This is a genomic window from Vibrio jasicida CAIM 1864 = LMG 25398, assembly GCF_000400365.1.
Lineage (GTDB): Bacteria > Pseudomonadota > Gammaproteobacteria > Enterobacterales > Vibrionaceae > Vibrio > Vibrio jasicida.
Window position 1 is genome coordinate 106,707 of sequence record NZ_BAOG01000003.1, and the last position, 15,393, is coordinate 122,099.

Here is a 15,393-nt window from a genome sequence, read left to right on the forward strand (position 1 = left end):
GGCTATTTCTACTCGAGTAAAGTGCTGTTCGAGTTAATCGTTATTGGGTTTGCTTATTTAGGCTTGTGGTCTTTCTCTGCCATAGCATTGGCGATGTCCCAACATAGGCGGGCTGCCAATCGAGCGGTTTGACTATCGACGTCATACGTGGGGTTGTACTCGGCAATGTCCGCAAGCATGAGTTTGTTTTTGTAATGTAGGATTCGGTCTAAAAACGGCGAAATGATGTCGTAGCTGACTCCTCTCGCTGCTGGGGCGCTAACACCCGGTGCTGTTGCCGCAGGGAATACGTCCAAATCAATCGTTAGATAGAGGTAATCGCAGTCATCGATAAAGTGCTGTAGCTGCGTTAAATGGTAACTGTGGTTCATGTAGCAAAGCTGTTTGTCTTCCACATACCAAACGTTGAGCTCGTCCGCTTTCTGGAATAGCGCTTTGGTATTGCTGCTGCGACTGACGCCAATGCAAGCGTAATGAAACTTCCAATCATTGCGTTGGCAGAAGTGATGAATTTGATTAAACGGTGTGCCTGAGCTTGGTTTTACATCTGCCAGCGAACTTTCAAAAGCGCGTAGGTCAAAATGTGCGTCGAAGTTGATTATGCCAATCTTTGGCCGCTTTTCTGGGTGATGAGTTTTGAAGTATTCGGCCAACCCAGAAAATGACGCCCATGCGATCTCATGCCCGCCACCTAGGACGACGACAGGTGAATGGGGTAGTGCCTGAGCAACTGTGGCCGCGCATTGCGATTGGCTGCTCTCTAGTAAGTCGTCTTCGCAAACGACAGTACCGAGGTCATAAAGCGGCGCATCTTGGTGCCAAGCGAGATTGGCTAGGGCACGACGGATTAAATCTGGTGACTTTTTCGCGCCAATACGGCCTTTATTTCTGGCAACACCCGCATCGGTAGCAAAACCAAGGATCGAGACGCCTTCGCTTTTGCTCGGCAACTCTTCGACAGAAATATTTTTAATCACGTGGTGAACGCGTTTACCCAGTTCTCCATCTTCAGCATCATGACGACCTTGCCAGTGAAATGGAGCGGTATTCAGATCTGATTGAGCCATGTCACAGTCCTCCGTGAGAGACATATTCACCATTGACTATACGACCTACCAAACGTTTTGCGCCGACTTGATAACTGAGGTCTGCTGGGTGTTCGATATCCCAAATTGAGAAGTCAGCATCATAACCGACTTCAATCACGCCACGAGATTCCCCATAACCCAACGCTTTTGCTGCGTTTTGAGTGACGCCACGCAGTGCTTCTTGAGGTGTTAAACGGAACAGAGTGCAAGCCATGTTAAGCATCAAGGTTAAATCAGAAAATGGCGATGTCCCCGGGTTGATGTCTGTCGCTATCGCCATTGGCACCTTGTGCGCTCTAAGTAATTCGATAGGAGGCAATTGGGTTTCACGTAAGAAGTAAAATGCACCAGGGAGCAAGGTTGCGACGGTAGAAGAGTTGGCAAGGGCACGTACGCCAATTTCATCCAGATATTCAATATGATCGGCAGAAAGGCCATTGTATTGGGCGGTTAAAGCCGTACCACCCAAATCAGAGAGCTGCTCAGTATGACCTTTCACATGCAAGCCATGTTTTTTTGCCGCTTCAAAGACACGCTCTGTTTGGACTAAGTTAAAACCAATCGATTCACAAAACACATCGACGCTGGTGGCGAGCTTTTCTTCTGCCACGAGCGGAATAATGTCATCACAAATATGTTGGATATAATCGTCAGCACGGTCTTTAAATTCTGGTGGAAGTGCATGAGCGGCGAGCAGGGTTGTGGTGATTTTGACTTTGCGCTCTTGCTCTAAGGCTTTCGCTGCTCGCAGCATCTTGATTTCATCAGCTAGCGTGAGACCGTAACCAGACTTAACTTCGATAGAGGTAACTCCGCTTGCGAGCAATCCATCTAAACGTGGTAAAGCGAGTTCGATAAGTTGTTCTACAGTGGCGGCACGAGTGGCATGGACGGTAGAGAGAATACCGCCGCCTTGCTTGGCGATTTCTTCATAAGGCACACCATTGAGGCGCATTTCAAACTCGTTGGCTCGATTTCCGGCGTACACAAGATGAGTGTGGCAATCAATCAAACCTGGCAACAAAAGCTTGCTTTGAAGATCAATGGTTTGTTCGTAGTGGTCTGGATTCAAAATGGATTCGGTATGTTCGCTATCGTTACCTTGTTCTTTCGTGCTGATGGCGACAATTTTTCCTGATCGAATTCCCACACGAGCAATTGGAGTTGGCAAGTATCCTTGTTCTCTTTCTTGCATGGTTACCAGTCGTGCATTTTCAATCAACAAATCCATTTCCATTCGTCCCAATACTTGCTTGATTAAATGTATATACAAATAAATAGGAGAAAAAAGCATCACTGACAAGGCTAATGTTGCTGAAATGTGATCAAAACGAAGAAGTAATGCCTAGTTTACAATAAGATCTTAGAGCTTAATTTGTACTTATTGCCTGGGTGATAAAGTAACGCGGTGCTGACCAGTTTGTCTTGACTCCATGTGCGTCGGTTGAGCAGTAAGCATGGTTCATCAGCTTGCATTTTAAGATCTTGCTTCACGCGTCCATCTGGGACAATGGCTTCTACGGTATGTTCGATGGCGCTAAGAGGGCAGTTATTAGAAAGGTATTGGTTTGGTGTCATGCACGTGAAGTCTTGATTGAGGTAACTTGGTGCATATTGACTGTTCACCCAACGAAGTTCTAGCTGTATTGGTGTGCTATCTTCAAAATGAATGATCTCGCTGTAGAATACGGTAGTGCCAAGCATGACGCCCAGTTTGGTTGCGATATCATCGTCCGCTTTGATTGCAATTTGTCGGAGAACTTCACTATGATGCTCTCGACCACGATTGCTGATCTCATCAGCAATGTTACGAATGTCTAATAGGGGAGATTCAGACTTCTCAGCCGGATCACAAACAAAGGTGCCGAGGCGAGGGCGGCGTTGCAGTTTGCCTTCGTTAACTAAGTCTCTAATGGCTTTATTTACCGTCATTCGACTGACTCCGAATTGTTCGGTCAGCTCAAATTCTGTCGCGATGCGGTGTCCAACCATCCACTCTCCCGAATCAATTTTATCGAGGATAAACTGTTTGATTTGCTTATAAAGTGGCGCAGACATAATGACTTCCTTTTAATTGACTATACAAATAGTGCGTAATCTATGTACAAATTGCAAATACCTAAACCTATTCTGTGAATAGATAAAAGGAATTAGTCCGCATTCTTGAGGTCTATTGCTTGCAGTACTTTCATCAGTTGTGTAAACAAAGGTTCTCCACAACAAAATTAATAAAACAGGCAGTCACAAAGGAATTCCATGTTTAAAAAACTAAAAGCATCGCTTGGTATCGGCTCGGCAAAGGTAGATACGATTTTAGATGAGATGAGCGTTTATCAAGGTTCAATATTACGTGGTCACGTCCAAATCAAAGGTGGTGATGTTGAACAACAAATTGATGCCATCACCATCAAACTGAACACGGAAATGAAAGTAGAAGCAGATGACAGCGTTAGTTACCAGACATTCACGATCGATCAATTGAAGGCGGTTGAACCTTTCATCATCCAACCGAATGAAGAAAAACAAGTGCCGTTCGAGTTAAAACTGCACGATGAAACGCCAATTACGGCAGTAAGCGCAATGAAAAACCAGTGCCACGTTTGGGTAGAAACCACATTAGACATCGGTTTTGCGATTGACCCACGCGATCGTGACTACATTGAAGTAAAGCCATTACCCTCAGCATCACGAGTAATTGGCGCCATTGAGCAAGCTGGTTTTACTATGGTTAAAGCCGATGTAGAGAAGGGCTTCTTACGTGGTAACACATTCTCGTCACGTTCGGGTATTTACCAAGAGCTAGAGTTCCGTAATAACGGCTTCGTTTCCACTAAAGAAATCGAATTGTCATTTATATTGGATGGGGCAACGCTCCATTGCTTAGCGGAGATCGACCGCTCATTTAGCATGTCTGGTGATCAGTATCGTTCATTCTCTTTACCTGTTGATGCGACAGATTCACAGGTTGCAGCAGCAATCGCTCCGACTCTTAACCTGTAATCGCTTACTCTACGGTTCTCATAAGCTCTGATGGAAGAGGAACGCTCACTATCAGAGCTATTTTCATTTTTAGATCGCGTCGATTTTTTTTCAAAATTATTGAGGCTCTCATTCGTTGAACAATGAAGTTTCAGTGACAAATTGAAATCGCTCTTTGCATTCTAAATGTGAGCTAGGTACAATCCCCTTCTCGATATTGGTCCGGTATTCGTGTTACCGAGCGGCCTTTACCGATTCTCGAAAAATCTTCTAATTTGAATAACATGTGTTGCTTGGTGTGCAACACCACTGTAAAGGATATAGCATGCCTATTATTACTCTTCCTGACGGCAGTCAGCGTCAATTTGACAACCCAGTTTCTACTATGGAAGTTGCGCAATCGATCGGTCCTGGTCTTGCAAAAGCAACTATCGCTGGTCGTGTAAATGGTAACCGCGTTGATGCGTGTGACTTAATTGAAGAAGACGCAAGCCTTGAGATCATCACAGTTAAAGATGAAGTCGACGGTTTAGAAATCGTTCGCCACTCATGTGCTCACCTTCTTGGTCACGCTCTAAAGCAACTTTACCCGCAAGCTAAAATGGCGATCGGTCCAACCATCGACAATGGCTTCTACTACGACATCGACCTAGAAGAATCTCTAACGCAAGACGATCTTGAAAAGATTGAAAAGCGTATGAAAGAACTAGCGAAGACCAAGTACGAAGTTGTTAAGAAAAAGGTTAGCTGGCAGGAAGCACGTGATACATTTGAATCACGTGGCGAACCATACAAAGTGGAAATCCTAGACGAAAACGTATCTCGTGATGATCGTCCAGGTCTTTACCACCATGAAGAATACATCGACATGTGTCGCGGTCCTCACGTTCCTAACATGAGTTTCTGTCAACATTTCACTCTATTGAATGTTGCGGGTGCTTACTGGCGTGGTAACAGCGACAACAAAATGCTTCAACGTATCTACGGTACGGCTTTCCACGATAAGAAAGCATTGAAAGCGCACCTTACTCGCCTTGAAGAAGCAGCGAAGCGTGACCACCGTAAACTTGGTAAGCAACTAGACCTATTCCACATGCAACAAGAAGCACCAGGTATGGTGTTCTGGCATCACAATGGTTGGTCTATCTTCCGTGATCTTGAAGTATTTGTACGCTCTAAGCTAGACGAATACGGTTACCAGGAAGTAAAAGGTCCACTTATTATGGACCGTGTTCTTTGGGAACGTTCTGGTCACTGGGACAAGTACGCTGATGCGATGTTCACCACTTCTTCTGAAAACCGTGAATACGCACTGAAACCAATGAACTGTCCAGGTCACGTGCAGATCTTTAACCAAGGTCTAAAATCGTACCGTGATCTACCGTTACGTATGGCTGAGTTCGGCTCATGTCACCGTAACGAACCATCTGGTGCACTACACGGCATTATGCGTGTACGTGGTTTTACTCAGGATGACGCTCACATTTTCTGTACTGAGAGCCAAATTCAAGAAGAAGTAACAAATTGTATCAAGATGGTGTACGATACGTACCAAACATTTGGTTTCGACAACATCGTAGTGAAACTGTCTACTCGTCCAGAGAAACGTGTAGGTTCAGATGAAATCTGGGATCAATCTGAAGAAGCATTGAAACAGTCTCTAGAATCAATGGAAATTCCATACGAGATTCAAGAAGGCGAGGGTGCATTCTACGGTCCTAAGATTGAATTCACGCTATACGACTGTCTAGACCGTGCATGGCAGTGTGGTACTGTTCAGTTAGACTTCAACCTACCAGGTCGCTTAGGTGCAACTTACGTAGGTGAAAACAATGAACGTCTTGTTCCGGTGATGATTCACCGTGCAATTCTAGGTTCACTAGAGCGTTTCATTGGTATTCTTATCGAAGAATATGCTGGTTTCTTCCCAACTTGGTTGGCGCCAGAACAGGCAATTCTTATGAACATTACTGATAAACAGTCAGATTATGTTCAGGAAGTAGTACAAAAACTACAAAAAAGTGGAATTAGAGCTAAAGCGGACTTGAGAAATGAGAAGATTGGCTTTAAAATCCGCGAACACACTTTGAAGCGTGTACCGTATATGCTTGTTGTCGGTGACCAAGAAATGGAAGCTGGCGAAATCGCAGTACGTACTCGTAAAGGTAAAGATCTCGGCAAATTTAAAGTGGATGATTTCATTGCATACATCCAAGACGAGATTTCAAGCCGTAAGCTCAATCTGGAGGAATAAGCTATTAAAGGCGGAAGACGCGGCCAACAGCCGGTAAAACAAAACCCACACCGTATGAACGGTGAAATTCGTGGCGTTCGTGAAGTTCGACTAACTGGCGCTGACGGTGAATCAGTTGGTGTTGTATCGATTCAAGAAGCGATCGCAGCTGCTGAAGAAGCAGGCATGGATCTTGTGGAGATCAGTCCTAACGCTGAGCCGCCAGTCTGTCGTGTTATGGACTACGGCAAATTCCTCTTTGAGAAGAGCAAATCTGCTAAAGAGCAGAAGAAAAAGCAAAAACAGGTTCAGATTAAGGAAGTAAAATTCCGTCCTGGAACTGATATTGGAGACTATCAGGTAAAACTACGCAACCTGACGCGTTTCCTTGAAGAAGGCAACAAAGTGAAGGTAACAATTCGCTTCCGTGGCCGAGAAATGGCGCACCAAGACATCGGTGTTGACGTTCTTCATCGCTTAAAAGAAGACACTGTAGACTTTGCTGTAGTGGAATCTTTCCCAAGTCGAATCGAAGGTCGTCAGATGATCATGGTTCTAGCCCCTAAAAAGAAGTAATTAACGGCTCATCAAGTAATTAAGACCTAGCCGTTTCCCTTTTAAAGGTAAGCGGTTGGGTTTTGTTCGCCCTAATTACGTTGTTTATTAAACCTACTCAATGCGGAGTTATTCATCATGCCTAAGATGAAAACCAACAAAGGTGCTGCTAAGCGTTTTAAGAAAACTGCTGGTGGTATTAAGTACAAGCACGCTACAAAACGTCACATCCTGACTAAGCGTACTACTAAGAACAAGCGTCAGCTACGTCCAAATGCAATTCTTCCACGTTGTGAAGTTGCTGCAGTTGTTCGTATGTTGCCATACGCTTAATTCTTTATAGTTATCAATCGTTTAGTTTAGGAGAAGCATAATGCCTCGCGTAAAACGTGGTGTACAAGCTCGTGCACGTCATAAGAAAGTTCTAAAACAAGCTAAAGGTTACTACGGTGCACGTTCACGTGTTTACCGCGTAGCTTTCCAAGCAGTTACTAAAGCTGGTCAATACGCTTACCGTGACCGTCGCGCTAAGAAACGTCAATTCCGTCAACTATGGATTGCACGTATCAACGCAGCATCTCGTCAAAATGGTCTATCTTACAGCCGTTTCATCAACGGTCTTAAGAAAGCATCTATCGAGATCGACCGTAAGATCCTAGCGGACATCGCAGTATTCGATAAAGCAGCATTTGCTGTTCTAGTTGAAAAAGCGAAAGCTGCTCTTTAATTAGCAGTTTAGGATTAAGAAAAGGAGAGCATTAGCTCTCCTTTTTTATTGCTTTCTGTTTCCCCTACCATAGACTTTCCCGTTTCCCGTTTCCCGTTTCCCGTTTCCCGTTTCCCGTTTCCCGTTTCCCGTTTCCCGTTTCCCGTTTCCCGTTTCCCGTTTATATCCCAACTCTTACCAAATAAGTTGCTCCAATGGCTGATTTGTTATTTTGCCTCAACTCATCAAGTCATGGATAAGGAGCATCTGTGTTACCGAGCTATTGGGAATATCGCGTTAAATCATTCTGTTATCTACTTATGGTAGGGTTTATTAGGATTACAAACAAAAAAGGATTAGAAATGGACATTCGACAACTACAAGCGCATATAAAAGAGTTTGATCACGACCCGGAACAGAAACAGCATTATTTCCTCAAACTGATTGAAGAAGTGGGTGAGTTGTCTGAATCGATTAGGAAAGACGCCACAGGACAACCGACAGAGGACACAATTAAAGGAACAATCGCGGAAGAACTCTACGACGTACGCGTATACCCAAATATCCTCAATGCGCTAGGTTCAGCGAGATTGCATTGGTTTGTAGACGCGGCGGCGATTTAAAGATCTAGTGGTTCTAAATCGAAAATCGACAACAAAGTATACAAGCCAAGGCAACTCGCCCTTTGGGAGCGTGTCACTAACACTATTTCTTTGCCAAACAAAATGGAAATAGAAAGACTATTCCTCAAGTTGTTTGACTTTGAACTAGAGTCAGTGACAACGCTCTGAATCCTGCTCATTGAAGACGTTTGGGTATAATATGTTTGTGCATTAGCCAATGTTTATGAAGTAGATTTAGAAAAAACGCACGAAGTGAAAGAGATATTGAGTAAACGGAAATACAACCGCTAGGGAAGGGGAGTCAAAATGGTTCAACGCATCAGTTACGAATTTTTGCCGCAAATTGCTGGTCCTTATGTCCATGCGGCAAGACATTGTGAGACCTTGTATGTTTCCGGATTGACAGCCATGGGTTCACCGAGCCAAAGTGAAAATCTAATCGAGCAAACAAAAACGATTCTGTCTTACTTATCGAAAATACTTGCGGAAGAACAAAGAGAGAAACGTGACCTCATCAAGCTGACGATATTTATAACCGATATAAACCAACTGTCAGAGATTCGCTCGGTATTATTCGACTTCTATGAGGGTTATTTACCGGCTTGTTCATTAGTCGAGGTGAGCCGTTTGATTCACCCCGACTTATCTATTGAGATTGAGGCAGTCATCTCATCTGAAGCATTATAGAGAGGCTTTAATGAAAATAAACCGTTTGGATCACCTTGTACTGACAGTTAAAGACATTCAAACCACACTGGATTTCTATATACAGGTTCTCGGTATGGAAAGTGTTACTTTCGGTGAAGGACGAGTAGCCTTGATTTATGGAAAGCAAAAGATAAATCTTCACCAACTAGGGAGCGAGTTTGAACCTAAAGCACGTCAAGTTGCTTCTGGCAGTGCTGATTTGTGTTTTATTACAGACACACCTATCTTGGATATTATCTCTCACCTTGAAGTTCATGCTATTGAGGTAATTGAAGGGCCTGTTCAACGGACCGGTGCAATTGGTAACATCCTATCTGTTTACATTCGAGACCCAGATGGTAACTTGATTGAGTTATCTAACTATCTTACTGAGGCTTAACATGATTTATTCAACAACCGAGACGATTCCAGGACGAGAAATCGCTGAGATAAAGGGTGTAGTAACGGGGAATGTGGTTCAATCTAAACACATTGGTCGAGACTTCATGGCGGGTCTAAAAAGTATCGTTGGCGGTGAGATTCGCGGTTATACAGAAATGATGACTGAAGCTCGAAATATCGCGATTCAGCGTATGGTCGAAGATGCAGCGAATATGGGTGCTGATGCGGTGGTTGGCATCCGTTTTACAACTAGCTCAATTGTTGATGGTTCTTCTGAAATTCTTGCGTTTGGAACGGCTGTGAAGCTCGTATAGTCGAAGAGGCTTTTGTCGTTTTAATACAGTGCAGATTGTTTTTTCGTTCGCTATTTTTAACTCCCTCCTTGTGTGTCATTCATGTCGGTGAGTTTGTCTCGCCATCTAGTACGAAAAGTCTGTCGACGTTGTCAATAAGTCCAAGACAACGTCGTTCCTAATTGGGTTCCTCTTCCTATCGTTTATATGCAGATCACCATTTCTAGGTATTTATTGTATCCATTCGTTGCTTTGAAATTTTGACTAAAGTGACTTCGATCGCACTGCGCTGCTAAACCTAATTGTGTTCACGAACCATCAGTCCTGATGAATAATTATGCCTTTTTTGATGAATTGTTTTTAGGGCAAATGTTCTAACGCATAATGCTTGTTTGAGTCGTAAGCTCTCGCCATATTTTTACTTTCTAGGATTTAATGCGACGAATAGCATTAAAACTATGATGTTTATAATGTAATGAATTTGCTAAATATAATGAAACTGAATGCATTTTAAGTGCCAGTATTAACATCGTAAATGTGAATGAAAGTATATTAATTCAAAGTTTTCTTATAAAAATATGAACTTATGCCTTGCGAAGTGATTCTAAATTGTTACAAATACTATACAGCTGTAACATTGCCATAAGGAATTGTAGATGAGAGAACTCACTCCCGAGTACTTGTTAGCCGCATTACGACAAGCGATAAAAACTAAAGGGCTAACATATCGAGAGTTATCTGAGAAAATGGGCATGCCGTTGTCCACTTTTAAACGTCATTTAACTAGTACTAACCTTGCTCTAGATAAGCTACTCGAGTATTGCCGCGCGGTTGACTGCACCCTCGATGAATTGCAGAAGCTGGCAAATCAACTTCAAGCTGAGGATCAAGATTACTTTAGCCACACGCAAGACGAAGTCTTTTTCCAATTTCCTCATCTTTACGATTTTTATCGAGAGTTACGGATGCTTCGTGGGAAAGACGGCTATACCATCCTAATGAAAAAGTATGACCTCTCGAAACAAAGTATGTCGGACTATTTAGGCGCGCTAGAGTTACTTGATCTGGTTTATGTTGATGAAGAAAACAACATTACGCTGCATGGTCCGCTTTACTACAGCTACGCTGAGAACTCGAAGCTTAACGACAAGTACACAGAGATCATCAAGGATCAAACGACCACGCACGAGAAGTGTGTTCGTGTTGCATTATCTCGAATGAAAATTACTGAAGAACAATTACTTACATTAGAAGAACAGGTCGCGAGCACTGTTCTCGATTTTCACTCCAAGAATGTCGTAGCAGAAAATTTCAATGTCTCCGATTTTACGAATGTCTTACTGGTTGCGGGACCACACCAACCTGTTACCTTCTCTGATGGAATTGTCCAAACTGATGGTAACTTTATTGAAGATATCCGATGTGCGATCGCTTCGGCTGGGGATAAGCCAAGCCTATCAATATAACTAGTAGTTATTTTTAGTGATTTATAGATTCATACTTGTAATGTGTAATTGATGAGCTAACATGACGATGTGTCAATTATGACGATTCGTCAGAAAGGTAATGAACTTTCTGCCAATCATATTCGTGTTACTATTCGTTAGCGTCACATGGGGATACGGATCAAAGAATTATGTTTAATTTTGGCTGCAAAAAGAATGACAAACAGCAAGACTGTCGTGTTGTTTCCGGCTTAACGAAGAAACAACAGGCGATTGCCGATCGTGAGGTAGAGTTGATTCAGCTTGCGAAGTCATTGGTGCAAGAGCAGGGGTTTGCAAATCTCACGATGGATAAGCTAACCGCAGCGAGCCCTTATTCAAAAGGGACCATCTACAACCATTTTTGTAGCAAAGAGGACGTGATTCTTGCTTTATGTATCCATTCATTGAAGAGTGAAGCCGTGTTCTTCGAGCGTACGGCAAACTTTGATGGTAATACTCGCGAGAAGATCATTGCGATGCATGTTGGGTATCGTATTTATGCTCGCATGGAGCCTGTATTATCAACGTGTGCAATTGTTGCTAAAACGCCGTGGGTGATAGAAAAAGCATCTCCAACGCGCCTTAACGAATTAAACCAGTTGGAAGAAGAAGTGATATCCGGTGCGGACGCTTTGGTAAACCATGCAGTAGAAATAGGGGATCTTAAGTTTTCTCCAGCTGTTGGCTCAGATGCTATTGTGTTTGCTAATTGGTCTATTGCGTTTGGCTCTAATGCGCTGGCGCAAAATGCATCGAACAGTCGTTGTATCCAGCGCCTACAAGACCCCTTCTCTGTGCTTCACAATGCGAATATGTTACTTGATGGCCTAGGATGGTTGCCGCTCTCAACAGAGTGGGACTACCGTAAAACTTGGCGTCGAGTGGAGCAGGAATTGTTCAGTGAAGAAGTTGCATTCTTAGACTCAGTGAATCGCTGATTCCCATGAATGCAAAAAACCAATCCAATAAAGATTGGTTTTTTAATCACACTATTTGACGGATCGTCAATAACGATTGTTTTTGCATCAATAATTTTATAAACGTGATGCAACAACAAGGTTTAAAGCGAATCTGGATCGAGAAACAGTGAAAGCTGCTTTTTTGTTCCGTCTTTTGACGAAACGTCACAAAGGGAGAGTGTGATGAAACACCGCCAAGCTCAACAAACTTCCACCGGACAATGGGGGAAGATTCCAACCAAGTATAGTATCTGGGTATTGCTGGCAACGGTATTACTCGTGATTTTCGCGACCATCGGAGGAAAGAATCTCTATTTCCGTGGTGACTATAATATCTTTTTTGATGGCACTAATAAGCAGTTGCTTGCCTTTGATGAAATTCAAACGACCTTTGCTAAAACCGATAACTTAGCCATTGTTATTGCACCAGATAACAATGATGTCTTCACCCCAGAAACCCTCCAACTTGTCCAAAACTTAACGGTTGACTCATGGCAAGTCCCTTACTCAAGTCGTGTTGATTCCATTGCGAATTATCAACATACCGAAGCAATCGAAGATGATCTTCTTGTCGAAGACCTACTTTATGAAGACTATGAATTAACGTCGGCGCGCATTGCCAAAGTTAAGCATATTGCCCTGACGGAACCAGTGATTAAAAACGCTTTGATTTCTGAGAAGGGCGACGTAACGATTGTAAATATCACGGTTCAATTGCCTGAAGTTGATAAGACCGCTGAAGTTCAAGAAGTGATGAACCACATCAATAGGATGATTGAGCAATACCAGCAGAATTACCCAAATGTTGAGTTTCATAAAGCAGGCATTATCGCGATGAACTACGCCTTTATGACGGCTGCGCAAGAAGACAGTTCTACGCTGGTCCCTACGATGTTGCTTGTTATTCTCGTGTTCCTAACCATTATGTTACGTTCTTTCTTGAGTGTGATTGCGACCTTGGTCGTGATTATCGGGTCCGTGATGGCAACTATGGGATTATCTGGTTGGGCAGGTATGTTCCTGAGTACGGCGACGGTCAATGTCCCAACTTTAGTCATGACACTCGCGGTTGCAGATTGTGTTCACGTTATCGCCACGATGCGTCAGTCTATGCAAAATGGATTTAGCAAAGCGCATTCGATAGAACGCAGTATTGCACTCAACTTCATGCCAATCCTTATTACTTCAATAACAACGGCGATTGGCTTTCTGATGATGAATATGTCGGATTCTCCAGTGTTACGAGACTTCGGTAATTTATCCGCGCTGGGCGTCATGATTGCCTGTTTCTTATCTGTTACTTTGTTGCCAGCCTTATTAAAACTGTTACCGATACGAGTCAAACAAAATACATCGAAAAACGGTTCTGATTTTATGGATAAGCTAGGTGATTTTGTGGTGGCAAATCGAAAAGCCTTATTACCCCTTTCTGTTCTAGTGATCGTTGTCAGTGCTAGCTTAATCCCGCTAAACAAAGTGAATGATGAATCTGTGAAGTACTTTGATTCACGAAGTGACTTTCGCCAAGCCGCTGACTTTATGGAAGAGCGAATCAGTGGGATGACAAACATCAGTATTGCCATCAAAACTAATGAGTCGCAGGGAATAGCAGACCCAATATTTTTGAACTCGATTGGTCGTTTCACCGATTGGTTGCGTGCTCAGCCGGAAACTGATCATGTCGCAACTCTGGCGGATGTGTATAAGCGTTTAAATAAAAACATGCATGCCGACGATGATGCTTATTATTCACTACCACAAGATCGCGAATTAGCCGCGCAGTATTTGCTGCTTTACGAAATGTCACTGCCTTATGGGTTAGATCTCAACAATCAAATTAATGTTGATAAATCCTCAATTAAAATGGTTTTGACCGTCGATAACTTAGGCAGCGTTGAATTGGTTGACCTTGAGAATCGTATCTACGCTTGGTTTGCGAATAACGCGCCTCAATATGAAGTCGTTGCGTCGAGCCCTTCGTTGATGTTTGCCCACATTGGTGAAACCAACATGGCAAGTATGCTTTCTACCTTACCTATCACATTGGTGCTTATTTCAGCACTGCTCATCTTTGCGCTTCGCTCTCTCAAGCTGGGATTGATCAGCTTGGTGCCAAACATCGCACCAGCCGTCATTGGGTTTGGTTTATGGGCGCTGATTTCAGGAGAAATCAACCTAGGATTGTCTGTCGTAGTGACGTTGACACTCGGGATCGTGGTCGATGACGCCGTGCACTTTTTGTCAAAATATCAACGCGCACGTAAAGAAGGGCAAACTGCCGAGCAAGCGGTTAGATATGCGTTCCATACGGTGGGGCGAGCACTCTGGATAACGACTGTCGTTTTAGTCGCAGGTTTCTCTGTTTTGGCAATGTCGAGCTTCCGTTTGAATGCTGACATGGGCCAACTGAGTGCGATAGTCATCTTTATTGCCTTAGTTGTGGATTTCTTATTCCTACCAACGTTATTGATGTTATTCGATAAAGAAGCTTATGCACAAAACAAGACAATAAATAACCCGGATACGGACTCACAGAAAAGTGTTACGGCAACTCAGTTGTAATTCTGAAAACAGACAAGGATAGAATGATGAATTTACTCAATACACGATTGAAAGTAGCGGTAATAGCAGCCTCTTTTCTCATGACGCCATTTTCTTGGGCTGACGAAGCCAAAGGTTTGGAAATTGCACAAGAACGCAAGGCTCGTGACGAAGGTTGGCGTGATTCTGTTGCGACAATGCAAATGATCCTGCGAAATGCTCAAGGGGAAAGCAGTACCCGAGCGATGCGCTTAAAGTCTCTTGAGGTAGTTGATGATGGTGACAAAGGGTTAACCATTTTTGATGAGCCACGTGATGTAAAAGGCACAGCATTCCTGAATCATTCACATACAGTGGGTTCCGATGACCAATGGCTCTATCTACCTGCATTAAAGCGCGTCAAACGTATTGCATCACGTAATAAGTCGGGGCCATTTATGGGCAGTGAGTTTGCGTACGAAGATCTAAGTTCGTTTGAAATTGAGAAGTATCGATTTAACTATCTCAAGGATGACGCTATCAAAGGGCAAGATACGTTTGTTTTAGAGCAAATTCCAACCGATAAAAATTCAGGTTACACCAAGCAAGTTGTGTGGTTGGACAAAGCGCATTATCGTCCAATGAAAGTAGAGTTCTATGACCGTAAAGGTGCGCTACTTAAGACTTTGGTTTTCTCTGATTACAAACAGTACTTAAATCAATATTGGCGTGCGCACACGATGGCGATGACCAATCACCAGACCGGCAAGAGTACTGAGCTGACAACAAGTGAGTTAACGTTCCAAACTGGATTAAAAGACACCGATTTCAACAAAAACATACTTAAGCGCGTTAAGTAAG

At 43.2% G+C, this 15,393-nt stretch carries 16 protein-coding genes; 13 read left to right on the top strand and 3 right to left on the bottom strand.

What is annotated here, in order from left to right:
• Window positions 1-53 precede the first annotated feature (53 nt).
• The 3 genes from hutG to hutC form a co-directional block, all read right to left on the bottom strand.
• Window positions 54-1,067 carry a formimidoylglutamase gene (gene hutG / locus VJL_RS00560; protein ID WP_038874704.1) on the bottom strand — a complete coding sequence of 338 codons (1,014 nt, stop codon included), beginning with the start codon at window positions 1,065-1,067 and terminating at the stop codon, window positions 54-56.
• A gap of 1 nt (window position 1,068) precedes the next feature.
• Window positions 1,069-2,319: an imidazolonepropionase gene (hutI, locus tag VJL_RS00565; RefSeq protein WP_038874707.1), complete on the bottom strand. Its 1,251-nt coding sequence runs from the start codon at window positions 2,317-2,319 to the stop codon at window positions 1,069-1,071.
• A 119-nt stretch (window positions 2,320-2,438) separates the two neighbouring features.
• Window positions 2,439-3,146 carry a histidine utilization transcriptional repressor HutC gene (gene hutC, locus VJL_RS00570; protein ID WP_038874710.1) on the bottom strand — a complete coding sequence of 236 codons (708 nt, stop codon included), beginning with the start codon at window positions 3,144-3,146 and terminating at the stop codon, window positions 2,439-2,441.
• Window positions 3,147-3,344: 198 nt separating this feature from the next.
• Between hutC and VJL_RS00575 the strand changes: the two genes are divergently transcribed.
• The 13 genes from VJL_RS00575 to VJL_RS00635 all read left to right on the top strand — a co-directional run bounded on the left by VJL_RS00575 (window position 3,345) and on the right by VJL_RS00635 (window position 15,392).
• Window positions 3,345-4,088: a sporulation protein gene (locus tag VJL_RS00575; RefSeq protein WP_038874713.1), complete on the top strand. Its 744-nt coding sequence runs from the start codon at window positions 3,345-3,347 to the stop codon at window positions 4,086-4,088.
• 304 nt (window positions 4,089-4,392) lie between these two features.
• Window positions 4,393-6,321: a threonine--tRNA ligase gene (gene thrS, locus VJL_RS00580; RefSeq protein WP_038868651.1), complete on the top strand. Its 1,929-nt coding sequence runs from the start codon at window positions 4,393-4,395 to the stop codon at window positions 6,319-6,321.
• A gap of 3 nt (window positions 6,322-6,324) precedes the next feature.
• A complete protein-coding gene (gene infC / locus VJL_RS00585; RefSeq protein WP_080774336.1) occupies window positions 6,325-6,876 on the top strand; it encodes a translation initiation factor IF-3 in 552 nt (183 codons plus the stop codon).
• A 117-nt stretch (window positions 6,877-6,993) separates the two neighbouring features.
• The gene (rpmI, locus tag VJL_RS00590; protein WP_009705876.1) at window positions 6,994-7,188 is read left to right on the top strand and encodes a 50S ribosomal protein L35; all 195 of its coding nucleotides are present in this window, start codon (window positions 6,994-6,996) and stop codon (window positions 7,186-7,188) included.
• A 40-nt stretch (window positions 7,189-7,228) separates the two neighbouring features.
• Window positions 7,229-7,582 carry a 50S ribosomal protein L20 gene (rplT, locus tag VJL_RS00595; protein WP_004727974.1) on the top strand — a complete coding sequence of 118 codons (354 nt, stop codon included), beginning with the start codon at window positions 7,229-7,231 and terminating at the stop codon, window positions 7,580-7,582.
• Window positions 7,583-7,923: 341 nt separating this feature from the next.
• Window positions 7,924-8,184 (top strand): nucleoside triphosphate pyrophosphohydrolase family protein, encoded by a 261-nt coding sequence (locus tag VJL_RS00600; protein ID WP_227741108.1) that lies wholly within the window; start codon window positions 7,924-7,926, stop codon window positions 8,182-8,184.
• A 306-nt stretch (window positions 8,185-8,490) separates the two neighbouring features.
• A complete protein-coding gene (locus VJL_RS00605) occupies window positions 8,491-8,871 on the top strand; it encodes a RidA family protein (RefSeq protein WP_038874716.1) in 381 nt (126 codons plus the stop codon).
• 10 nt (window positions 8,872-8,881) lie between these two features.
• Window positions 8,882-9,271, top strand: coding sequence for a VOC family protein (locus VJL_RS00610; protein WP_038874719.1), 390 nt, complete (start codon window positions 8,882-8,884; stop codon window positions 9,269-9,271).
• Between the two features lies 1 nt (window position 9,272).
• A complete protein-coding gene (locus VJL_RS00615; RefSeq protein WP_038868645.1) occupies window positions 9,273-9,587 on the top strand; it encodes a heavy metal-binding domain-containing protein in 315 nt (104 codons plus the stop codon).
• A gap of 635 nt (window positions 9,588-10,222) precedes the next feature.
• Complete coding sequence (locus VJL_RS00620) at window positions 10,223-11,032, top strand: helix-turn-helix domain-containing protein (protein ID WP_038868644.1); 810 nt, start codon at window positions 10,223-10,225, stop codon at window positions 11,030-11,032.
• A gap of 170 nt (window positions 11,033-11,202) precedes the next feature.
• On the top strand, window positions 11,203-11,991 hold the full coding sequence (locus VJL_RS00625) for a TetR/AcrR family transcriptional regulator (protein ID WP_038868643.1): 789 nt from the start codon (window positions 11,203-11,205) through the stop codon (window positions 11,989-11,991).
• 204 nt (window positions 11,992-12,195) lie between these two features.
• A complete protein-coding gene (locus tag VJL_RS00630) occupies window positions 12,196-14,574 on the top strand; it encodes an efflux RND transporter permease subunit (RefSeq protein ID WP_038874721.1) in 2,379 nt (792 codons plus the stop codon).
• Between the two features lie 26 nt (window positions 14,575-14,600).
• Window positions 14,601-15,392 (top strand): outer membrane lipoprotein-sorting protein, encoded by a 792-nt coding sequence (locus tag VJL_RS00635; RefSeq protein WP_038874723.1) that lies wholly within the window; start codon window positions 14,601-14,603, stop codon window positions 15,390-15,392.
• Window position 15,393: the final 1 nt, after the last annotated feature.